We start from the raw sequence: 22,953 nt of genomic DNA on the forward strand, positions 1-22,953 counted from the left end.
CAAAAGATAATTTGCCACGTTAAAAGACATTACAATCAAGTGGATATTACTATGACTTCGAAAATTACACCGCGCCCTGGCATTATGGATATTGAATTGTACGTCGGTGGCAAAGGGCATCTTGATGGCGTTGAAAATGTGGTCAAGCTCAGCTCCAACGAAAACCCATTGGGGCCAAGCCCCAAGGCGATTGCTGCGTATCGCGAAGAGTCAAAATATCTTAACATCTATCCATCATCGGACCACGGGGATTTGCGCGATGCGATTGCGCATGTGCATGAACTGGATGCGAGCCGTATTATTTGCGGCAATGGTTCCGATGAAATTATCACGTTTTTAACCCAAGCATTCGCGGGTGAGGGCGACGAGGTCGTATTCACCGAACATGGCTTTTTGATGTACAAGGTTTGCACATTGGCGGCGGGTGCAACACCCGTGGTCGTGCAAGAAACCAACCGCACCACTGATGTTGATGCGATCTTGGCTGCGTGCAACGAAAACACCAAACTGGTATTTATTGCGAACCCAAATAACCCAACAGGAACAATGATTGACGCCGCAGAGGTTGTGCGTTTGGCCGATGGTTTGCCAGATCAAACATTGTTGGTGTTGGATGGCGCATATGCCGAATTCGTCGATGGATTTGATGGTGGTGCATCGCTGATTGATCAGCGGGACAATATCATCATGACACGCACGTTTTCCAAAATTTACGGGCTTGGTGGTTTGCGCTTGGGTTGGGCATATGCCCCGCAAAGGATCATTGATATTTTGGGGCGCATGCGCGGCCCGTTCAATGTGAATTCTGCGGCTTTGGCGGCGGGCTTGGCCGCAATGAATGATCAGGAATATGTTGATACCTGTCGCATTGAAAATGCCAAATGGCGTGATTGGTTGGCGAGCGAACTTGGCAATGCGGGCGTGCCATCGGATGCATCGTTTGCGAATTTTATCCTTGTTCGTTTTTCCAGTGAAACCGAGGCCGACAATGCAAACACAGCATTGCAGCAAAATGGCCTGCTTGTGCGCGCGGTAAAGGGTTATAACCTCCCTAATTGTTTACGCATTACTATTGGCAAGGGCATTGATTGCAAACGTGTTGCCAGCGTTTTGATCACGTTTAAACAGGGACAATCAACATGAGCATCATTTATGAAAAGGTTGCGCTCATCGGGTTGGGATTGATCGCGTCATCCATGGGACATGCGATGAAACGCGCAGGCGTTGCTGGTGAAATCATCGGCTATGCCCGATCCAAAGAAACCCGTGATATCGCACTGGAAATTGGGTTTTGTGATCGTGTTGAAGACAGCGCAGCCAAGGCGGTGTTTGATGCCGATCTGGTGGTTTTGTGCGTTCCTGTTGGGGCGATGGCGGATGTCGCGCTTGAAATCGCGCCAAATCTAAAATCGGGTGCAACGGTATCTGATGTTGGGTCGGTGAAAGAGGCCGTTATCGCCGCGATTGAACCAATCCTGCCCGATAATGTGTCATTCATCCCTGCACACCCGTTGGCGGGTACGGAACAATCAGGGCCGCGATCCGGTTTTGCCGAACTGTTTGATAATCGTTGGTGTATCTTAACGCCCGTGGGGGCACCGCATGTACAAGAGGTTTCGCAGTTACAATCATACTGGCGCGCACTTGGTGCCAATGTTGAAACAATGGATCCAGCGCATCATGATTTGGTGTTGGCGGTCACGTCACATGTGCCCCACCTGATCGCATATACCATGGTTGGGGTGGCCGATGATTTGGGGCGTGTTACCGATGAAGAAGTGGTTCAATACTCCGCCGCTGGTTTTCGCGATTTTACAAGGATTGCCGCATCTGATCCAACCATGTGGCGCGATGTGTTTTTAAACAACAAAGAGGCGACGCTAGAAATCTTGGGGCGGTTCACAGAAGAGCTGTTTGATCTGCAACGTGCCATTCGTCGTGGTGACGGGGTGCAATTGCACGATTATTTCACCCGTACTCGCGCCATTCGCCGTGGTATTTTGGATGCAGGGCAAGATATGGATGTACCCAATTTTGGACGGAACGTGCCGCATGATGATTGATGGGTTGAAGATTGTTGTATTGGCGAGCGTGTTGGCAACACCCTTATTTGCCCAAGATGCAAAAATTTGCGGGGATCGCAAAATTCGGGGAGAAATTGCGACCCCCATCATGGCCAAAACAGTGGGCTGTGGTATCGTGAGCCCCGTACGGGTGACATTGGTGGATGATGTTCGTCTGTCAACGCCGGCACTGATTGATTGCACAACGGCAAAGGCATTGAAAACTTGGGTCAAAAAATCGGCGAAACCTGCATTTAAACGCAAGGGTAAACTTGCGGAATTGCATGTCGTTGCCAGCTATTCGTGCCGTACGCGTAATAATAAGCCAGGTGCGAAAATGTCTGAACACTCATTGGGTCATGCTATTGATATCGCAGGTTTCACATTAAAGAACGGGAAAAAGGTTTCGGTTCTAAATGACTGGGGTAAGGGTAAATATCGCAAACCGTTGAACAAGGTTCACGCCAATGCTTGTGGAATTTTTGGCACGGTGCTCGGTCCCAATTCAGACGTCCATCACCGCGATCATTTTCATTTTGATACTGCGCGATATCGAAACGGGCCATATTGCCGTTAATTGTTCAATCGTGGTCTACGAATTTGTGGTGCAGGCCCAATCGGGATGGGGCCGATACTGGTCATACGATTGGCAAATGACAGCGGAACATCCAGCGTATTTTGATTGCCTGCAAGCATGGCGATTAGCCCCAGACCTGTTTCCAATTTTCGCGCCAAACCAGCATCAATGGCACCATTTTCCTGCGCCAGTTTAATCATGTCTTTCCAGTTTTTCGCACGTACAGTGAGCTTGCCTGTTGGATAACCTTGGGCGTCAATAGCAAGTGAACCCGTACCTTGAAGTTCAAGCCCGCCCCAAACAGCGCGACCATCGGTGATATCCAATTTGGTGAGCGTTGGTAAATTACCCTCAACACTTAACCGATCCCATTGGGCATCATAATGTGCGGTGGTGCTGACGCTGACTGTCTGAAAGGTTTCAGGCAGGATGCCCGATTTATCGAACCCTGCTTTGATATCGCTTGGCGGGGTGAAGCCAAGTGCATCAAATGCGATGTCATATGAAAATTCGGATGCATCCGTGCGGCGCATTGCCAAAATCGCAGATTGAATATGGCTATTCCAGTCTTGGTTGCTGATCAATTTAACATCGTCCAAACTGGCGGTGAAACGTTCCAGAGCTAATGCGGTGTTTGCACGAAAAACCACGCTTGCACTGATTTCTGCGCTGTCCACTGTGATGTTTTGGTTTGGTGTTGATACGGTTTGGGCCTGTGGCCACTGTGCGATAATGTGGTTTGGTTTATAGCTCAGCATCAGGAATTGCATTTCAGGTGCAGACCACGCCCAGCCAGAATTCGGGTCGGCGATTTCTAAATCCGAAATAATTGTATCAAATCGATTTGGAAAACCACGCACATTCACATTGCTGGAATTCGCAACCCAGCCCGCATTTTGTTGTTGTTCAAGCCAGCGATTTACCGAACGCTCTTGGGCGCTGGAACCGATAAACCAATAGGCCGCCCAACCAATAGCCGCGACAAGTATAGCGATGACAAGAATGCGCATTTTTGTTATTTCCTAAATTCTTTGGCGTCTCTATAACGCGTGTTCAAACGGGAACCAAGACTGATGAATACGAATGATCTTTGGGTATTTGGCTATGGCTCTTTGATTTGGAACCCTGGTTTCAAGGTCGCCGCCCAGAAAATTGCAACGCTTGATGGGTATATGCGCAGCTTTTGTATGCGTTCAATCCATCACCGCGGCACAGAGGATCACAATGGTTTGGTTCTCGCACTTGATGAACACGATGGCGGGACCTGTAACGGGGTTGCGTTTAACGTCGCCGCTGAACATGCGGATCAAACGATTGAATATCTGCGTGAACGTGAATTGATTTCATCAGCCTATGTCGAAAAAATCTTGCCGATTAAATTCCAAGACGGTGGCGAAGCGTTGGCGGTTACTTATGTGATTGACCCGCATCACGTACAATATTGCCATCTGGAATTGGAAGAACAGGCGCGGATGATTTCAACGGCTGTTGGTGGGCGTGGGCCAAATACCGAATATTTGTATAATACCACCGATTGTTTGAATGCTCTGGGTCTACACGACCCAGAGCTTGAGTGGTTGACTCAGCGCGTAAAAGAACTGGCGGTTTAATCAACCGCTTCCACATCTAACACCATGCCGTTGGCCTGTGTCACGCGTGCGGATTTACCAGCTTTGCTTGTATGACCTTCAGGCCATTTTGCGCGCCAGCGCATGCCTTCTAATTCGATCACACCTTCGCCATTGGCAAATTCCAATACCTTTCCTACGCGGCCAATGAAACGTGCGCCACGTTGGTTCAACATCGCGTCACCTTCGCCACCGCCATCGCCGTATTTTAGAAATAACAAACGCCCAATGTATGTGAGCGCGATTGAAATCGCCGAAAAGGTTATAACCTGAACACCCGCGGATAATGATGGGCTGGCAGCCGTCAGTGCCGCCATGCACAGCGCCGCGAGGGCTGGCCAGATCAGGAAAAACGAGAATGTCGCCATTTCAAGCGCTGCCAAGCCAAAGGCCAATGCAACCCACCACCACGGTGACATTCCTTCGAGGAAACCGAATGTTTGCGAAAGCATTTCCATGTTAACCAGCCCTTTCTGTTACTTTTTCAACTTTAGCGGACCATCATCGCCAGATACGGCCCTTGCGATGTCAGCGATCCCACCGATGCTGCCCAGCAGATTTGATGCCTCTAGTGGGATCATAACTGTTTTTGAACTTGGGCCGGCGGCGATGTCGCGCAATGCTTCGGTGTATTTTTGTGCCACGAAATAATTCACCGCCTGAATGTCACCTTTGGCAATCGCTTCTGATACCATTGCGGTCGCTTTTGCTTCCGCTTCGGCGGCACGTTCACGTGCTTCGGCGTCAAGGAATGCTGCTTCGCGGCGGCCTTCAGCCTCGCGCACTTGTGCTTCTTTTTCACCTTCGGCTTTCAAGATCGCAGATTGTTTGTGACCTTCGGCGGTCAAAATATCCGCACGCTTGCCACGTTCCGCTTTCATCTGACGCGCCATCGCTTCGTTAATGTCAGGTGGCGGTGCCAGATCTTTGATTTCAACGCGGGTCACTTTGATACCCCAAGGCGACGCCGCTTCGTCAATGACGCTGAGTAGTTTAGAGTTTATGAAATCGCGGTTCGAAAGGCTTTCGTCCAAATCCATATTACCGATAACCGCACGAATGTTGGTCATAGTCAGATTTGACAGGGCACGCTGTAAATCACGCACTTCGTATGCCGCGCTTGCCGCATCGACGACTTGGTAAAATGTTACAGCATCGGTCATGACCATTGCGTTGTCTTTGGTGATCACTTCTTGGCTATCAATATCCAGAACCGTTTCCATCATATTGATTTTCGCACCGACCTTGTCGATGAAAGGGATCAAAAATGCCAAACCGGGCGTTAATGTGCGCGTATAACGGCCGAAACGTTCAACCGTCCACTGTTCGCCTTGTGAAACGACTTTGACCGATAAATAAACCAATATGATTGCAAAAACGAGAATTGCGATCGTCGAAGCGCCGAAATATTCCATTGCTGTTCCTTTTTGTTAAATGTTTCTACCTATGTGGGTATTTTTAAGGTGATTTACAACTGAATTCACCATGAATGCGGCCTGAATATGACCGAAACTTACTGTTTGGAATAATTGAAACTTGGCGTTAGTCTGTGGCAAAACAACGAGCGAAATGTAAAAGATGACAAGTCTAGACAGGCAAATACACGTGCGTTTCACGCAGCCCGTGAATCAAATCATCACGATGATGATTTTGGTCGGGCTTGTTTCTGTGGGTACATATTTTGCATATCCAGCGGTATCACCGATATTTTTGGCGTCGCCATATTTGAATGGTGTCATCATTTTAGTGTTTTTATGCGGGATGATATCGTGTTTTTGGCAGGTGTTTACGTTGATCAAATCGGTGAATTGGATCGAAGGTTTTGCGTTTGATCGCCCTGGGCATGATTTTGTTAAGGCACCCAATATATTGGCGTCATTGGCGGCGATGCTATCCGAACGCGCCGCACGTTTTGCGCTAACGTCTACGTCAACCCGTTCGATTTTAGATTCCGTTGCAACACGTCTGGATGAAGGGCGTGAAATAACGCGTTACATCATCAATTTGCTGATTTTTCTTGGGTTGTTAGGTACGTTTTACGGGCTTGCAACCACCATTCCAGCGGTGGTGGATACAATCCGATCACTCGCCCCGCAAGAGGGTGATTCAGCCATGGGTGTGTTTGACAATCTTATGACGGGCCTAGAGGCGCAATTGGGTGGTATGGGCACGGCGTTTGGATCGTCATTACTCGGGCTGGCGGGATCATTGATCGTGGGATTGCTTGATCTGTTTTCGGGGCGCGGGCAAAACCGGTTTTATGGCGAGTTGGAAGAATGGCTTTCATCCATTACCAAACTGGGATCAACTGGTGATGGTGGCGATGCGATTATGTCCGCAGGTCTTTTTGAAAGTGCCAGCGTTCAGATGGAAGGTCTACAAGTGATATTGGCGCAAACAGCTGGTCGCATGGATCAGATGGCCAATGCAGTTGAACAGATGATTGAACATGCAAACAACGCCCAGACAAATAACGCGCAGTCATTATCTGAAATCGCGCGGGGGCAATCACAAATTGTCGATGCCATTGCGCGTATGCAAGCCGAGGGTGACGGTATTTTAGACGCCGAAACGCGTATGCGACTGCGTAGCATGGATGGGCAATTATCCCAAATGCTCGAAGAAATGGCAGCAGGGCGTGCGCAAGGTTTATCCGAACTGCGTAGCGATCTGAGCTTGTTGAATAAAAACTTGGCGCAACTGGGCAAAAGATAACCGATATGGCCTTGTCCCGACGTACCGCAAACCGATTTAACGCCAATATCTGGCCTGGTTTTGTTGATGCAATGACCGCGTTGTTGTTGGTTTTGACGTTTGTGTTGTCGATTTTCATGATTGTTCAATTTGTGCTGCGCGAAACCATTTCAGGGCAGGGTGAAGAACTGGATAGTTTAAATGCCCAAATGATCGGGCTCGCCGAAGCATTAGGATTAGAAGAGCAAAAATCACTGCGACTACAAGGAAGTGTCAACGCGTTTCAAAATTCGCTGCGTAGCGCCGAGGATACAATTGATAGCCTCCAAGGGCGGCTCGCTAATTTTGAACAGCAAGTGGCAGGATTACTGGCGCAGAAAAGCCAATTGGAATTGGACAATCAACAATTGGCTGCCGATAACGCAGCGCAAATCAGTGAAAAAGAAGCGGTTCAGTTGGCGTTGGCACAGGCACGAAGCGAGATTGACAAATCCACAGAAGAGGCACGATTAGCCGCCGCAAAACGCGACGCCATGGAAGCATTGATTGCGGATTTGAACGCGCAATCACAACGCCAAGCGGCCGCTCTATCAGATGCAGAGAAAGATAAGCTGACAGAGATGGCCGCAGCGGAAGCATTGCGTAAACGGCTGAGCGAAAGTGATGCTGAATTGAGTGCGTTGACACTCGCACTCGAAGCAAAGCGCAAAGAGGCAGAGGAAACCTTAACCTTGCTAGCCGCAGCCAAAGCCGCACAAGACGAATTGGAAAATGCAGCCGGTCAAACGTTAAGCGAAAAACAAAAACAGGCGGCATTATTGGCGCAGGCGAACAGGTTGCTCGCAACACAAAAAGATATCAATACAGAGGGGCAACGAAAGTTGGCATTGCTCAATCAGCAGACCTTGGAACTGCGCCAACAGTTGAACCAATTGCAAGGGTTGCTTGAAGATGCACAGGCCAAAGATATCGAAGCACAGGTTCAAATCCAAACACTGGGAAGCAATTTGAATGCGGCACTGGCACGCACCGCCGCCGAACAGAAAAAACTGGCAGCATTAGAGAAGAAAGAACGCGAACGATTAGAGGCGGAGGCCAAAGATCTTGAAAAGTTCAGATCAGAATTTTTCGGTCGCGTGCGCGATTTACTTGAAGGACAAGAAGGTGTTCGCATGGTCGGCGACCGATTTGTGTTTTCATCAGAGGTGTTGTTTGACGTCGGCTCCGCTGATCTGGGGGCTGGCGGACAGCGGGAACTACAAAAAGTTGCAGGTATCTTGAGTGAAATCGCCGATGAAATACCAAGCGAGATTGATTGGATTTTGCGCGTTGATGGGCACACCGATGTGATCCCGATTTCAGGCAATGGCGCATTCAAGGATAATTGGGAATTGAGTCAAGCGCGCGCGCTTTCGGTCGTCAAATATTTGATCAACCCATTGGGCATTCCCGCCAATCGTTTGGCGGCAAACGGGTTTGGTGAATTTCAACCGATTGACCCAGCACGCAATGCGAATGCATATGCATTGAACCGTCGGATTGAATTGAAGTTTACCGAAAAATAGGGGCTATTTGCGACCCACCAAATACCATACGTCGATGTTGCCTTTGCCTTTAATTTCCACCTGACCACGCAATTCAAAGTCAAATGCGCTTTCAAGAAGTTCTTTGGTGGATGTGGTGACTTGAATACGGTTGATGTGACCGTTGGTTTCCAAGCGTGCGGCAAGATTCACAGTGTCCCCCCAAACATCGTAAAATGGTTTTTTGGTGCCAATAACACCAGCAACCACAGGCCCGGAATGGATGCCAATGCGCAACTGTACTTTTTTACCAAAGTTTTCAGGCATCGTTTTGGCAATTTCAAGCATTTCCAATGCCATATTCGCGACACGCTCGCAATGATCATCTTGGGCGGAGGGCATGCCACCCGCGACCATGAATGCATCACCAAGGGTTTTGATTTTTTCCAAACCGTGTTTGGTTGCAAGCGCATCAAATTTGGTGAAAAGGGCATTTAAAAATGCAACAACCTTTTCAGGTGGTTGGTTGGAGGCGCGTTCAGTAAAACCAACGATATCGGCAAATAGGATTGTTGCCTGCTCATGCCCATCCGCGATCGTCTTTTCTGGGTCACGTTTTAGCTGTGCGGCGATGGATGTGGGCATCATATTGGCAAGCAGCTGTTCGGAATATTGATACTCTTTTTCTAGTAATGCTTCGGCTGTGTTGGCTTGGTAAAACGCATAGCTGACCAAACAAAACTGTAACATAAGCACAGAGACGATATTAACGAATGCAAGGATAGATTGATGAAGTTGTGGTAATTCCAACCAATGCGCGGATTGGGGCCAGAAAAATTCTGCCGATAGAAAAATCGATGTTTGCACAATGATTGAGAAAATCGAAATTGGATTGGCGCTTACGTTATAGATCAGGATTGCACCTGTCGCGCCGCCCAGAAAAAAGTAGTGAATGCCAGAATCCGAGCCAAAAAAGTAAACCAATGTCATTCCATAGATCAACCAGATCGACAGATTATAAATGCTTCCAACATAGGAATTTAGTTTGTGAAAGAAGGGCGTAAACAGGAACAGACCAGCAACCGTAAACATCATCATCACTGGAACGATATATGCGATAGGATCAAACAGAAAGAAAATGATTGCATATATTACCGACAAAACGGCAATGACTGTGATTAACACGTTGGTGACAATCAAGCGACGGCGCGTACCAATATCATAACCTTCGGTACCAATTTCAAACCATTTGAAAAAACGAGCCTTAAGCTTTTCCAAGATATTTCCCCTTAACTTTGCCATACATTAGGTAATGAAACAGTTCTTACAAGAGCTAAAAGGTTGGAATTCAATCAGGAGTTGGACTGTGTGCCAAATTAACAGGCATTTTTAAGTGATCCGATCTATCAGATACCAAATTTCAACCTTGCCCTTGCCTTTTAGCGTCACGCGGCCACGTTTTTGAAATGAAAAACGATCTGTGAGGAGTTGTCTGGTAGAATCAGAAACCTGAATGTGATTTGGCTTGGCATTGGTTTCAAGGCGCGCCGCAAGATTTACCGTGTCACCCCAAACATCGTAAAATGGTTTGTGCGTGCCGATCACCCCCGCCACGACGGGCCCAGAGTGAACACCGCATTGCAGCGATATATCCACATCGGATTCGGTTGCAAATTTTTCAACCACGTCGCGCATTTCTAACGCAACAAGTGCGACGTTTTTGGCGTGTTCTTTCATGGGCAGCGGAAATCCAGCCCCTGCCATAAAAATTGCACCATCGGTTTTGATTTTTTCAAGTCCGTGTGCTTGTGCTATGCGATCAAATTCGGAAAAAATTCGGGTCAAAAGTTCTACGGATTCTTTGGGGGTCTTTGTATCATAAACATGCTCGAACCCAGCGATTTTGGCGAAAATTATGGTCGCGTCATTATGGCGTTTCGCAATTGTTTTACATGGATCACTTTTCAACGCATTCGAAATCAATGGTGGCATCATATTTTCCAACAAGCGGTTGGAATATTCACACTCTTTGGTTAACGACGTTTCCGCAGTTTTTGAAAGGTAAACCGCATAGCTGATCAAACAGTAATGAAAAACGAGCAAAAACAATATGTTCAGGATAAACATGGTGTATTCAAAATTTTGCGGTAATGCATAAGCGTCGCGCGGCGCGATACGATAAACTTCTGCATAGAAGAAAATCAACATTTGCGACAAAAAAGAAAAGACAGATACGCCATTTCGGCTCAGATTAAATATCAGAATTGCGCCTGCGGCACCACCAAGAAAAAAATAATGAATGCCTGAGTTAGACCCAAATAAATGCACCAAAATTCCACCATAAATGAGCCAGACGGTTAAATTATAGAGATCCCCATAATATCGCCCCTGATTATGCAACATCGGTGTTCGCAGGAATAACGCAGCCATTACAATCATGAAAATGATAGGTAATTTAAAGGTGTTGATGTCGTAGATTGCAAAAAATATAGCGTAAAAAATAGAGAGCGCAGAAACGAACGTTATCAACACGTTGATTACGATCAATCTGCGGCGCGTATGTATCGCATAACCTTCGGTCCCCAGCTCAAGCCATCGAAACAGCCTAAGTTTCAGCCAGTCCATTTTTGCACCCCTTACGTAACGTCAGATTACGCTTTTCTGGAAATTGCACAAGCCATCAAAATCCAAAATAGGATGCGACTTTTGGAACCAAGGGTATCGTTTAAATTTCAGATACATCGGGCATAAGACGGCAAAACCCGCGGCCAGGTTTGGGCGCGGGCTTTGTTTCGTCAGATAATTGTTTTTCGAAATTTAGTCCGCGGTTAGCAACGGAGGTTTTTTGTTGGATATTTTCGGTGCTTCGGGCGCGACCAGTTTCAAATCCAATTTACCATTTTTCAAACCAACCTTGACCAAACCACCTTTGGCGAGTTTGCCAAACAGCAATTCTTCGGCCAGCGGTTTTTTGAGGTGTTCTTGAATGACCCGCGCCAGTGGGCGCGCACCCATGCGATCATCGTACCCTTTGTCCGCCAACCATTCCGACGCTGCAGTGGTTAATTCGAATGTGACATTGCGATCCATCAATTGTGCTTCGAGTTGCAGTACGAATTTATCGACCACTTTCAAAATCACGTCTTTGGACAATGCGCCAAAGCTGATGACTGCATCCAAACGGTTGCGAAATTCTGGGGTGAATGTGCGTTCAATTGCGGCGGTGTCCTCGCCTTCGCGACGATCACGGGTGAAACCAATGGCCTCTTTCGCTTGTTCGGACGCGCCCGCGTTGGACGTCATAATGATGATCACATTGCGAAAATCCGTTGTGCGCCCGTTATGATCAGTCAGCTTGCCGTGATCCATGACTTGCAACAGAATATTGTAAACATCTGGATGTGCTTTTTCCATTTCATCCAGCAGCAACACACAATGTGGGTTTTGATCGACACCGTCGGTCAACATCCCGCCTTGATCAAACCCAACATAGCCAGGAGGCGCACCGATTAGGCGGCTCACCGCGTGTTTTTCCATGTATTCGGACATATCAAAGCGCAACAATTCAACACCAAGCGTATCGGCAAGTTGTTTTGCGACCTCTGTTTTACCCACACCTGTTGGCCCTGCGAACAAATAATTGCCAATAGGTTTTTCAGGTTCGCGCAGACCCGCACGCGCCAGTTTGATGGCGGACGACAATGCCTCGATTGCGGTGTCTTGGCCAAATACAACGCGTTTCAATGATGCTTCTAGATCGCGCAACAATGTGACGTCGTCTTTGGAAACATTTTTCGCTGGGATACGTGCGATTTTGGCAACCACGTTTTCGATTTCGGTGGTGCCAATGGTTTTGCGCCGCTTGCTTGCGGGTAACAAACGCTGCGCCGCACCCGCTTCGTCGATCACGTCAATTGCTTTGTCTGGCAATTTTCGATCATGGATGTAGCGCGCAGAGAGTTCGACAGACGTTTTCAGCGCATCCATGGTGTATTTCACGTCATGATGTTCTTCGAAGTGTGGTTTTAAACCTTTTAGAATTTTGATGGCATCTTCAACACTTGGTTCGACAACGTCGATTTTTTGGAAACGACGTGACAATGCGCGGTCTTTTTCAAAATGTTGGCGGAATTCCTTGTATGTGGTTGACCCCATGCAACGTAATTTACCACCTTGTAATGCGGGTTTTAACAGGTTGGACGCATCCATCGCGCCACCACTTGTTGCACCTGCGCCGATCACGGTGTGAATTTCGTCGATGAACAATACGGCATCTGGATGGTCTTCCAATTCGGTCATCACCGCCTTGAGCCGTTCCTCGAAATCACCACGGTAACGTGTGCCTGCAAGCAATGCGCCCATGTCCAAGGAAAAGATTGTTGTTCCCGACAATACTTCTGTTGTTTCGCCGGCAATAATGCGCACCGCCAAACCTTCGGCGATGGCGGTTTTACCAACGCCTGGGTCGCCCACCAACAATGGGTTGTTTTTGCGGCGACGGCAAAGAACCTGAATACAACGCTCCACCTCGTGGTCACGACCGATCAACGGGTCGATTTCACCAGCCTGTGCGCGGATATTCAAATTTTCACAGTATTTATCCAATGCAGATTCGGCTTTTTCACCTTCGGTCACGCCTGCATCCATATCTTCGAATTCTTCTGCACCTGTAAGGGGGCGAGGTTCGGAATATGTGCCATCTTTGGCGACACCGTGGGAAATGAAGTTGACCGCGTCATAGCGTGTCATATCCTGTTCCTGCAGGAAATATGCCGCATGGCTTTCGCGTTCGGCGAAAATGGCGACGATGACATTTGCGCCCGTCACTTCTTGGCGACCAGAGCTTTGCACATGAATGGCGGCGCGTTGAATGACGCGTTGAAAACTGGTGGTTGGTGTCGCCTCTAATCCTTCGGCGTCATTGACCAATGAATCCAGTTCTGTATCCAAAAATTGGATTAATTTTTTGCGCAACCCTTCCAGATCAACACCACAAGCACGCATTACACGTGCCGCTTCGTCTTCGTCGATCAACGCCAGCAACAAATGTTCCAGCGTGGCCAATTCGTGTTTTCGTTGGTTTGCGTAACCCAATGAAGTGTGGATTGCGATTTCTAGACTGCTCGAAAATGAAGGCATGGACTGCACCTTTCTGTTTGGGACGTCTGTTCAACCAGTGGGTCAAAAAATGTCAGAACACCCATTAGTCTATAGTTTTGCGTATTTTTGCCGAGCTTCAAGTGCAAAAATGTACTTTCTCGTCACAAAATCGCAAAAACTAATCACAAAAAAGTAAATTTGTGACTGTTATCTCTTTTTCGCAGACAAAAGAGTTTTGGGCCGTGATTTTTCGGCTTGTTTAAAAAGTGAAAAGGTCTGGTTCACATAATTGACCGCCGCCGAGATATGATCAAGGTATTCTTTGAGTGCGGGGGTTTCCTCGGCCTCGATCAAGGAAACAGGGCGTTCTTGCGGGGTTGTTTCAAACTGCACACAAAACCACGGATCGCCGCGTTTTAATATCAGATCTTGTTGGACATCATGCCATTCAAACGCCCACATCAATGGGCGAGGCCAAACATGGATCGGGAAACGCCCCCCAAAGATTGTACCCGGCAGCGGAGATTTGCGATAATGCATGAACGCATCCAGCTGCGTCATATATGTTGGTTCATCGGCGATGAATAAATAGGGCAGGGATATTTGGATTGTCGGACGATCTTTGTATCGCCATTCTTTTTCAGCCGTCACCGATAAATGTTTACCCAGAAATTTTGGGCGCACGGGGCTGGCATCACTGGCCATGTTGCGCAACCCAACCTTGCCATCCTTGTCGCGTGTCAGGCGCAGATGCATATCAAAGGGTACGCGAACTAAAAAGTAACGACTTTCCATATTGATAATCGCGGGACAGCGCGATGCGGATTTTGCGTGCTGTTTATTCATTTCTGGCGAACGCACACGTTCGGGTGGATAAAACACCACACCAGATGTCGGATTGGTCAACATCCAGCCAACCTGCATCGTTCCCGCACGCGCAGGGGGTTGTGGTGTGTCCTGAAACCAATCCGCCAGAGCCATTAAAAGTTATCCTTTCGTGTGCGAATTTCGCCAAATACTTGGGCATCACTGTCATCCGACATGCCCAATAACTTTTTCACCTCTGGCAGATCCGCGCGTAAAAATGGGTTTGTTGCCAATTCCAATTCAATACTGGCGGGAACGGTGAAACCACCTGCTGCACGTGTCGCGTCAATATCTGCTGCGCGTTTTTGTAAGGCTTGGTTATTGGGTTCAATGGTTAGTGCGAATTTGGCATTGCTGGCGGTATATTCATGGCCAGAATACACCAGCGTTTCAGGGCGCATTTCCATGAACTTTTGCAATGATTTCCACATCATTGGTTGTGTGCCTTCAAAAATTCGCCCACAGCCAAGCGCCATAAGGCTATCTGCGCTAAACACCATATCAACGTTTGGGAAATGATACGCGATGTGGCCAACGGTGTGGCCCGATACATCGACCACTTCGCCAATTTCGCTGCCAACGGCAAATGAATCGCCTTCGTTAAATGCCACATCCAGTTTTGGCAGACGGTGTTCATCTGCCTTGCCTCCCAGAACAACCGCGCCTGTTGCTGTGCGCAATTCATCAACGCCTTGGATATGATCGGCATGATGATGCGTGATCAAAATCATATGAAGTGGCCAGTCGCGCTCCTTGAGCGCGGCCAAAATCGGCGCGGCATCTGGGACGTCAACCACCGCAACCTGTTCTGTTTCAGGGCAGCGCAACAAATATGCGTAATTATCAGCAAGACAGGGGATTGTTACGATATCAAGTGGCATGGTATTTCCGAAAAATATGTATAGGTTGAAACCCAAACTAAACGAAATTTTCAAGGCGATGCAATGCATTTAGATGTGGTTGATCTGCGCGGGTTCTATTACCGCACCAAATTGGGACGCATTGTGCAACGTGCATTGCGCACGCAATTAATCAAACATTGGGGCGATACCAAAGGGCAAACCGTGGTTGGATTCGGATTTGCCGCGCCATTATTGCGCCCGTTCATCGCCAATTCACGCCGTGTGATGTGTTTGATGCCCGGCCAACAAGGTGTGATGCCTTGGCCAGAGGGTGAACCAAACCATTCGGTATTGGTCGAAGAAACCGCTTGGCCCATTGCCACGGGCAAGGTCGATAAATTGGTGGTGCTGCACGGATTGGAAACCTGCGACAGTGCGGGGGAATTGTTGGATGAAATCTGGCGTGTGTTGGGGCCCGGTGGTCAGGTGATGTTTATCGTGCCCAACCGCTCGGGTCTGTGGGCGCGTTCAGATAAAACACCGTTTGGATTTGGGCGACCATATAGCGTGACGCAATTGGATAATCAGTTGCGCCAACATAATTTCGTACCAGAACGCCATTTTTCGGCGCTGTTTTTTACACCCAGTGAAAAACCGTTTTGGTTGCGCATGGCGCGTTTCTGGGAAGGTTTTGGCCTGCGCAGTATTGTGCCACTGGTTGCAGGTGTTGTGATGGTTGAGGCGACCAAACAAGTTTACGCACGTCCGAAATCTGGATTAGGCGAAGCCGTGCGCAAACCGCTAGAAGCGTTAGAGGGCATCACGCAACCCAAAGGCAAGCCAATTTCAGAACAACAAGGCTCAAGTGGCTCCGTTAAATAGTTTTTGGTGCCTAGATTTCATTCAAATCACGAATTCCACCACCATTCTGGCACGAGATTCGTGATCTGACATCGCCGAATTGGCAATTTTTTTATGATATCTTGGCGCAGATTGTCGCAACTTGGCCTTAGCGCGCTGAATTCAAACAAAATTCCGACATTCAACGGAATAGTTAAGCGTATTGCGCAACGCCATTTCGTTTGTTATCACCCGCCCAGTTGATATGGGTCATGCAAATGGCTCGACCTAGGCATAATCGGAAGGGAACACGTGTCCGAAACAGCTTCTACATCTTCGGGGGTGGCCGCGCGCTATGCGACGGCACTATTCGAATTGGCGAAAGACGCCAAAAAACTGCCCGCTGTTGAAAAAGACTTAAACAGCTTGTCTGCTGCATTAACTGAAAGTGCGGATTTGACGGACTTGATTAATTCACCGATCTATTCGCGTGATGATCAAGCGGCTGCTGTCACAGCGTTGGCAAAGAAAATGAAATTATCACCATTGGTGGGTAACACGTTGGCCTTGATGGCGCAAAAGCGTCGCCTGTTTGTGGTTCCTGCATTGATCACTGCTGTCAAAGCAATGATCGCAGACGAAAACGGCGAAGTTACCGCAGACGTAACATCCGCCAAGGCGCTGACCAAAGCGCAATCAGACAAACTTGCCAAGACGTTGAAAGCGTCTGTTGGTAAGGATGTGAATATCAATGCAACCGTCGATGAAAGCCTTATCGGTGGGTTGATCGTTAAAGTGGGTTCGAAAATGATTGATAGCTCGATCAAATCGAAACTCTCCAATCTTCAAAATGTAATGAAAGAGGTCGGATAATGGGTATCCAAGCTGCAGAAATCTCTGCGATCCTCAAGGACCAGATCAAGAATTTTGGTCAAGAGGCTGAAGTCGCAGAAGTAGGCCGCGTTCTGTCCGTAGGTGACGGTATCGCGCGTGTATACGGTTTGGACAATGTCCAAGCTGGTGAAATGGTTGAATTCCCAGGTGGTATCCGCGGAATGGCCTTGAACCTTGAATCTGACAACGTTGGTGTTGTTATCTTCGGTTCTGACCAATCAATCAAAGAAGGCGACACTGTTAAGCGTACAAACGCGATTGTGGACGTTCCAGTTGGTCCAGAATTGTTGGGTCGCGTTGTTGACGGTTTGGGTAACCCAATCGACGGCAAAGGTCCGATCAAAACGAAAAAGCGTTCAACCGCTGACGTTAAGGCGCCTGGCATTATCCCACGTAAATCTGTTCATGAACCAATGGCGACTGGTATCAAATCTGTTGATGCTTTGATCCCAATCGGCCGTGGTCAGCGCGAATTGATCATTGGTGACCGTCAGACAGGTAAAACTGCTGTGGCGTTGGACACGATCTTGAACCAAAAAGCATACAATGATGCTGCTGGTAAAGATGACACCAAAAAATTGTTCTGTATCTATGTTGCGATTGGTCAAAAACGATCAACTGTTGCGCAGTTGGTGAAAAAATTGGAAGAGTCTGGCGCGATTGAATACTCAATCGTTGTTGCTGCGACTGCGTCTGATCCTGCACCGATGCAATTCTTGGCGCCATATGCGGCGACATCTATGGGCGAGTATTTCCGTGACAACGGCATGCACGGCTTGATGATTTATGATGACTTAACGAAACAAGCGGTTGCTTATCGTCAGATGTCATTGTTGCTTCGTCGTCCACCAGGACGTGAAGCGTACCCAGGTGACGTTTTCTATCTACACTCTCGCTTGCTTGAACGTTCTGCGAAATTGGGCGATGCGGCTGGTAACGGTTCATTGACAGCTTTGCCGATCATTGAAACCCAAGGTGGTGACGTTTCTGCGTTTATTCCAACCAACGTGATTTCAATTACAGATGGTCAGATATTCTTGGAAACTGATTTGTTCAACCAAGGTATCCGTCCTGCGGTGAACACTGGTTTGTCCGTTTCTCGTGTTGGTTCATCTGCGCAAACAAACGCGATGAAATCTGTCGCGGGTTCGATCAAATTGGAATTGGCTTCTTATCGCGAAATGGCTGCGTTTGCGCAGTTTGGTTCCGATCTTGATGCATCAACTCAACAGTTGTTGAACCGCGGCGCGCGTTTGACTGAATTGTTGAAACAACCTCAATACTCACCACTGACAACTGCTGAGCAAGTTGTTGTGATTTATGCAGGTACCAAAGGGTATCTGGACAAAATCGCAGTGAGCGACGTTGGTCGTTTCGAAGCGGACTTGTTGAGCAATGTGCGCAACAACCACGCTGATCTGTTGGAGTGGATCACAAAAGAAGATCCAAAAGTCAAAGGCGAAGCCGAAGACCGGATCAAAGCCGTTGTGGAGTCTTTTGCAAAAGACTTCGCGTAACTGTAGGCCTTTTTAGAACAAGGAGTTTGGCATGCCAAACCTCAAGGACCTAAAAAATCGGATCGAGAGTGTTAAGTCCACTCGTAAGATCACCAAGGCCATGCAGATGGTTGCCGCGGCAAAATTGCGCCGCGCACAAGAAGCGGCCGAAGCTGGCCGCCCTTATGCAGAGCGCATGAATGCCGTGATGGCCAATTTGTCAGGTGCGGCAGCAGGGTCAGACTCTGCGCCGAAACTGTTGGCTGGTTCTGGTGATGACAAGGTACATCTTTTGGTGGTTGCGACCGCTGAACGTGGGCTTTGTGGTGGTTTTAACTCATCTATCGTGAAATTGGCGCGCGCCAAGGCGCAAGAGCTGATTTCAACTGGTAAGACCGTGAAAATTTTGACCGTCGGCAAAAAAGGCCGCGAGCAAATGAAGCGCGATTTCAGCGATTTGATGATCGACCATGTTGATCTGTCAGAAGTGAAAAAAGTGGGTTATGTAAATGCCCATGCAATTGCGACTGACATCGTGAACCGTTTTAATGCGGGTGAATTCGATGTTGCGACGATTTTCTTTAACCAGTTTGTATCGGTGATCAACCAAGTGCCAACGGCACAACAATTGATCCCTGCTTCATTCGAACAACAAGAAAACGTTGAAACACCGTTTTACGAATATGAACCAAGCGAAGAAGAAATTCTGACCGATCTGTTGCCACGTGCATTGAGCACACAAGTTTTCACAGCATTGCTGGAAAATGGCGCATCAGAGCAGGGCGCACGTATGTCCGCGATGGACAATGCAACGCGCAACGCTGGTGAAATGATCGACAAGCTGACAATCGTGTACAACCGTTCACGTCAAGCAGCGATTACAAACGAATTGATCGAGATTATCTCGGGCGCGGAAGCGCTGTAAAGAACTGGAGAAACCAAAATGGCTAAAGCGAAAGCAAAGGGCGCAACTGGTAAGATCACGCAGGTGATTGGTGCGGTTGTGGACGTGCAGTTCGACGGCAACCTGCCCGAAATTCTGAACGCACTAACAACAGACAACAACGGCGTCGAACTGACATTGGAAGTTGCACAGCACTTGGGCGAAAACACTGTTCGTACAATTGCGATGGACTCAACCGAAGGTTTGGTTCGCGGTCAAGCTGTGGTTGACACGGCTGACCAAATCAACGTTCCAACGGGTACCGGCACATTGGGTCGTATCATGAACGTAACAGGGCAACCTGTTGATGAATTGGGTCCGGTGAAATCAAAAACATCACGCCCAATTCACGGCGAAGCACCAAAATTTGACGAACAGTCAACAGAAACTGAAATCCTGGTAACAGGTATTAAAGTTGTTGATTTGCTCGCCCCTTACACAAAGGGTGGTAAAATTGGTCTGTTTGGTGGTGCTGGTGTTGGCAAAACCGTTTTGATCATGGAATTGATCAACAACATCGCGAAAGTGCACTCTGGTCTGTCCGTGTTTGCGGGTGTGGGCGAGCGTACACGTGAAGGTAACGACCTTTACCACGAAATGATTGAATCTGGTGTTATCGTTCCTGATAACATGGAAGAATCAAAAATTGCGCTGGTTTACGGCCAAATGAACGAGCCTCCCGGGGCACGTATGCGTATTGCTTTGACTGGTTTGACATTGGCCGAGCAGTTCCGCGATGAATCTGGTTCAGACGTTTTGTTCTTTGTTGATAACATCTTCCGCTTTACACAAGCGGGCGCCGAGGTTTCCGCGCTATTGGGTCGTATCCCATCTGCTGTGGGTTACCAGCCAACATTGGCAACAGACATGGGTGCGATGCAGGAACGTATTGCGTCAACCAAATCTGGTTCAATTACATCTGTACAAGCTGTTTACGTGCCTGCGGATGACCTTACTGACCCGGCACCTGCGACATCATTTGCGCACTTGGATGCGACAACCGTTCTGGATCGTGCGATTTCAGAAAAAGGTATCTATCCTGCGGTTGACCCATTGGGTTCAACATCGCGCTTGCTTGACCCGTTGATCATCGGTGAAGAGCATTACAAAGTTGCGACAGACGTTCAGCAAATCCTACAACGCTACAAATCATTGCAAGACATCATTGCGATTTTGGGCATGGACGAATTGTCAGAAGACGACAAAATGACCGTGACACGCGCGCGTAAGATCGAACGTTTCCTATCGCAACCATTTGACGTGGCCAAAGTGTTTACTGGTTCTGACGGTGTTCAGGTTCAACTGGAAGACACAATCGCATCATTCAAAGCGGTTGTTGCTGGTGAATATGACCACTTCCCAGAAGCGGCATTTTACATGGTTGGTGGTATCCAAGACGTTATTGCCAAGGCTGAAAAATTGGCTGCTGACGCTGCCTAATGCATTTTGCACCCGATTGGTTTTCTGATCGGGTGCAACATCTTAATTGCTGGTGATTGGTTTGGGGGAACCCGAACAAATCGCAAAAACAACAGGAGCCTGATAAATGGCGACTATTCAATTCGACCTTGTGTCACCAGAGCGTAAATTGGCATCACTTGACGCGACAGAGATTCAAATCCCTGGCGCTGATGGCGATTTCACTGCGATGGCTGATCATGCACCATTCTTGACCACGCTGCGCCCCGGTGTGTTGCGTGTGAAGGCTGGCAATGATGTGACAGAATATGTTGTGACTGGTGGTTTTGTTGAAATCTCTGGTACTGCGGCGTCTGTGTTAGCAGAAAACGCAATGCCAAAGGGCGAAGTAACACGTGAAATCATCGATGGTTTTATAGCAGAGGCTACCGCCGCTGCTGAAACTGCGCCAAGCGAAGAAATCGATATGGCGAACAAGCGCGTTGCAGATACAAAAGCACTGCTCGATATCATTTGATATCAACAAAGTAATGACAAAAGGGCTCCTTTGGGGCCCTTTTTTTGTCTCTGATCAAGGGTAATAATTATGAAAAAGTTAAATTCAGCCATTGTCGGAATTGATCAAGGTGTCGCCGACTTGTTTTCAGATTTCGAAGACGAAGGCCCAATGTGGTCTGGTGATGGTACGCGTGAACGTTTTGTGAAGGTTCAATTTTCCAACGCGTTCAAATCCGTTCCCGCTGTCCACGCCAGCCTAAAAATGATCGACATCAAACACGACCACAATTACCGCATGGATTTGCAAGTCGGTAGTGTTTCCGAAACTGGGTTCGTTTTATTGATCCGCACGTGGGCGGATACAAAAATCGCGCGCGCATCCGCATCTTGGATGGCCATTGGCGAAATGCGCGACGAGGCTGACTGGGACGTTTAACCGTTCTGGTAATACCGATCGTAAATCGGGCCAAGCGTACCTTCTTCGAACAATGACGATACAGACGTACCGTTGGCAATATTCAATATCGCTTGAGACAACATTGGCGCCAGCGGCACAACGCGAATTTTTTCACAATTGCGTGCCTCTGGTGTCAGTTCAATCGAATCCGTAATCACCAGATGTTTCATGCTGGAATTGGTGATGCGTTCAATCGCAGGGCCAGACAAAACGCCGTGTGTGATATATGAATGTACTTCGCTGGCACCTGCCTCTAACAATGTATCAGCGGCCTTACACAATGTGCCCGCGGTATCACAAATGTCATCCACGATGATACATTTACGCCCAGTCACATCACCAATCACTGTCATTTCGGAAACTTCACCTGGTGCGTTGCGGCGTTTGTCAACGATTGCTAATTGGGCACCAATACGTTTGGCCAATTCGCGTGCGCGTGCCACACCGCCAACGTCAGGTGAAATCACGGTTACATCGGACAGATCGCCAAAATGATGCTGCACGTCCAGCGCAAAAACGGGTGCTGCATAAAGGTTATCCACGGGAATGTCGAAAAAGCCTTGGATCTGTGCAGCGTGCAGATCAAGCGTTAGAACGCGTTCGATCCCTGCACGGGCAATCAGGTTGGCCACCAGTTTCGCAGAAATCGGGGTGCGTGCTTTGGTACGGCGATCTTGGCGCGCGTATCCAAAATAGGGGATCACGGCGGTAATGCGTGCGGCGGACGAACGACGCAATGCATCGGCCATAATCAACAATTCCATCACATTGTCATTCGCTGGATTTGATGTTGATTGGATCAGAAACATATCTTCACCGCGCACGTTTTCGTACACTTCCACGAAAATTTCACCGTCGTTAAATCGTTCAACGCGCGTATCAACCAATGATACAGGCTTGCCGTCTTGCAATGGCATTCGCCGCGCAATTTCATTCGCTAGCTTTTTATTTGAATTCCCTGCGATCAGTTTCGGATCAATTAGGCTCGCCATGTTCGTTTCCCCAAGGTTTTTTTGCAGCAAGATGACACATTTGTGACGTCGCCTGTCGCATATCATTCAAACAAGGTTTTGCCTAGTTCAAAGGTGCTTGTTACGGTGCGACGAATGCAA

At 48.1% G+C, this 22,953-nt stretch carries 22 protein-coding genes; 13 read left to right on the forward strand and 9 right to left on the reverse strand.

What is annotated here, in order from left to right; translation table 11 throughout:
• The first annotated feature begins 51 nt into the window (after positions 1-51).
• The 3 genes from hisC to IE094_RS08325 are packed head-to-tail and all read left to right on the forward strand — an operon-like array spanning position 52 to position 2,640.
• A complete protein-coding gene (hisC, locus tag IE094_RS08315) occupies positions 52-1,143 on the forward strand; it encodes a histidinol-phosphate transaminase (RefSeq protein WP_189640155.1) in 1,092 nt (363 codons plus the stop codon).
• Entirely contained in the window at positions 1,140-2,063 is a 924-nt protein-coding gene (locus IE094_RS08320; RefSeq protein WP_189640158.1) for a prephenate/arogenate dehydrogenase family protein, read from the forward strand. Before hisC ends, IE094_RS08320 begins: the two co-directional genes overlap by 4 nt.
• A complete protein-coding gene (locus tag IE094_RS08325; protein WP_229802160.1) occupies positions 2,053-2,640 on the forward strand; it encodes an extensin-like domain-containing protein in 588 nt (195 codons plus the stop codon). The genes IE094_RS08320 and IE094_RS08325 overlap by 11 nt, the downstream gene beginning before the upstream one ends.
• Here IE094_RS08325 and IE094_RS08330 read toward each other — a convergent pair.
• Complete coding sequence (locus tag IE094_RS08330) at positions 2,637-3,650, reverse strand: DUF2125 domain-containing protein (protein WP_189640162.1); 1,014 nt, start codon at positions 3,648-3,650, stop codon at positions 2,637-2,639. The genes IE094_RS08325 and IE094_RS08330 overlap by 4 nt on opposite strands.
• Positions 3,651-3,713: 63 nt before the next feature.
• Here IE094_RS08330 and IE094_RS08335 point away from each other — a divergent pair, with 63 nt between their 5' ends.
• A complete protein-coding gene (locus IE094_RS08335; RefSeq protein ID WP_189640170.1) occupies positions 3,714-4,250 on the forward strand; it encodes a gamma-glutamylcyclotransferase in 537 nt (178 codons plus the stop codon).
• On the opposite strand, the gene IE094_RS08340 is transcribed toward IE094_RS08335, so the two are convergent.
• Together IE094_RS08340 and IE094_RS08345 are read right to left on the reverse strand one after the other, a co-directional pair.
• A complete protein-coding gene (locus tag IE094_RS08340; RefSeq protein WP_189640172.1) occupies positions 4,247-4,726 on the reverse strand; it encodes an NfeD family protein in 480 nt (159 codons plus the stop codon). The two genes, IE094_RS08335 and IE094_RS08340, sit on opposite strands and share 4 nt — an antisense overlap.
• Before the next feature lie 18 nt (positions 4,727-4,744).
• A complete protein-coding gene (locus IE094_RS08345; RefSeq protein ID WP_189640173.1) occupies positions 4,745-5,683 on the reverse strand; it encodes an SPFH domain-containing protein in 939 nt (312 codons plus the stop codon).
• Positions 5,684-5,891: 208 nt separating this feature from the next.
• Here IE094_RS08345 and IE094_RS08350 point away from each other — a divergent pair, with 208 nt between their 5' ends.
• Complete coding sequence (locus tag IE094_RS08350) at positions 5,892-6,983, forward strand: biopolymer transporter ExbB (protein WP_229802161.1); 1,092 nt, start codon at positions 5,892-5,894, stop codon at positions 6,981-6,983.
• Positions 6,984-6,988: 5 nt separating this feature from the next.
• Positions 6,989-8,527, forward strand: coding sequence for a peptidoglycan -binding protein (locus IE094_RS08355; RefSeq protein ID WP_189640177.1), 1,539 nt, complete (start codon positions 6,989-6,991; stop codon positions 8,525-8,527).
• 3 nt (positions 8,528-8,530) lie between these two features.
• Here the strand turns inward: IE094_RS08355 and IE094_RS08360 are convergent, their stop codons facing one another.
• The 5 genes from IE094_RS08360 to gloB form a co-directional block, all read right to left on the reverse strand.
• Complete coding sequence (locus tag IE094_RS08360; protein ID WP_189640179.1) at positions 8,531-9,763, reverse strand: adenylate/guanylate cyclase domain-containing protein; 1,233 nt, start codon at positions 9,761-9,763, stop codon at positions 8,531-8,533.
• Positions 9,764-9,874: 111 nt separating this feature from the next.
• Positions 9,875-11,110: an adenylate/guanylate cyclase domain-containing protein gene (locus tag IE094_RS08365; RefSeq protein ID WP_189640181.1), complete on the reverse strand. Its 1,236-nt coding sequence runs from the start codon at positions 11,108-11,110 to the stop codon at positions 9,875-9,877.
• Between the two features lie 192 nt (positions 11,111-11,302).
• Positions 11,303-13,624: an ATP-dependent Clp protease ATP-binding subunit ClpA gene (gene clpA / locus IE094_RS08370; RefSeq protein WP_189640182.1), complete on the reverse strand. Its 2,322-nt coding sequence runs from the start codon at positions 13,622-13,624 to the stop codon at positions 11,303-11,305.
• Positions 13,625-13,792: 168 nt separating this feature from the next.
• Positions 13,793-14,566 carry a hypothetical protein gene (locus tag IE094_RS08375; RefSeq protein ID WP_189640184.1) on the reverse strand — a complete coding sequence of 258 codons (774 nt, stop codon included), beginning with the start codon at positions 14,564-14,566 and terminating at the stop codon, positions 13,793-13,795.
• Positions 14,566-15,333, reverse strand: coding sequence for a hydroxyacylglutathione hydrolase (gene gloB, locus IE094_RS08380; protein ID WP_189640186.1), 768 nt, complete (start codon positions 15,331-15,333; stop codon positions 14,566-14,568). The genes IE094_RS08375 and gloB overlap by 1 nt, the downstream gene beginning before the upstream one ends.
• Before the next feature lie 63 nt (positions 15,334-15,396).
• Here gloB and IE094_RS08385 point away from each other — a divergent pair, with 63 nt between their 5' ends.
• The 7 genes from IE094_RS08385 (at position 15,397) to IE094_RS08415 (ending at position 21,820) form a co-directional block, all read left to right on the forward strand.
• Positions 15,397-16,176, forward strand: a complete 780-nt coding sequence (locus tag IE094_RS08385; RefSeq protein WP_189640188.1) for a class I SAM-dependent methyltransferase — start codon at positions 15,397-15,399, stop codon at positions 16,174-16,176.
• A 270-nt stretch (positions 16,177-16,446) separates the two neighbouring features.
• The gene (locus IE094_RS08390; protein WP_189640190.1) at positions 16,447-17,007 is read left to right on the forward strand and encodes a F0F1 ATP synthase subunit delta; all 561 of its coding nucleotides are present in this window, start codon (positions 16,447-16,449) and stop codon (positions 17,005-17,007) included.
• Positions 17,007-18,545: a F0F1 ATP synthase subunit alpha gene (gene atpA, locus IE094_RS08395; RefSeq protein WP_189640192.1), complete on the forward strand. Its 1,539-nt coding sequence runs from the start codon at positions 17,007-17,009 to the stop codon at positions 18,543-18,545. Before IE094_RS08390 ends, atpA begins: the two co-directional genes overlap by 1 nt.
• Before the next feature lie 31 nt (positions 18,546-18,576).
• Positions 18,577-19,449, forward strand: a complete 873-nt coding sequence (locus tag IE094_RS08400; RefSeq protein WP_189640193.1) for a F0F1 ATP synthase subunit gamma — start codon at positions 18,577-18,579, stop codon at positions 19,447-19,449.
• 18 nt (positions 19,450-19,467) lie between these two features.
• On the forward strand, positions 19,468-20,907 hold the full coding sequence (gene atpD / locus IE094_RS08405; RefSeq protein ID WP_189640195.1) for a F0F1 ATP synthase subunit beta: 1,440 nt from the start codon (positions 19,468-19,470) through the stop codon (positions 20,905-20,907).
• A 106-nt stretch (positions 20,908-21,013) separates the two neighbouring features.
• Positions 21,014-21,403 carry a F0F1 ATP synthase subunit epsilon gene (locus IE094_RS08410; RefSeq protein ID WP_189640197.1) on the forward strand — a complete coding sequence of 130 codons (390 nt, stop codon included), beginning with the start codon at positions 21,014-21,016 and terminating at the stop codon, positions 21,401-21,403.
• A 69-nt stretch (positions 21,404-21,472) separates the two neighbouring features.
• Positions 21,473-21,820 carry an H-type lectin domain-containing protein gene (locus tag IE094_RS08415; RefSeq protein WP_189640199.1) on the forward strand — a complete coding sequence of 116 codons (348 nt, stop codon included), beginning with the start codon at positions 21,473-21,475 and terminating at the stop codon, positions 21,818-21,820.
• Here the strand turns inward: IE094_RS08415 and IE094_RS08420 are convergent.
• The gene (locus IE094_RS08420; protein WP_189640201.1) at positions 21,817-22,833 is read right to left on the reverse strand and encodes a ribose-phosphate pyrophosphokinase; all 1,017 of its coding nucleotides are present in this window, start codon (positions 22,831-22,833) and stop codon (positions 21,817-21,819) included. The two genes, IE094_RS08415 and IE094_RS08420, sit on opposite strands and share 4 nt — an antisense overlap.
• Positions 22,834-22,953: the final 120 nt, after the last annotated feature.

It is taken from the genome of Paramylibacter ulvae (assembly GCF_014652655.1).
Lineage (GTDB): Bacteria > Pseudomonadota > Alphaproteobacteria > Rhodobacterales > Rhodobacteraceae > Amylibacter > Amylibacter ulvae.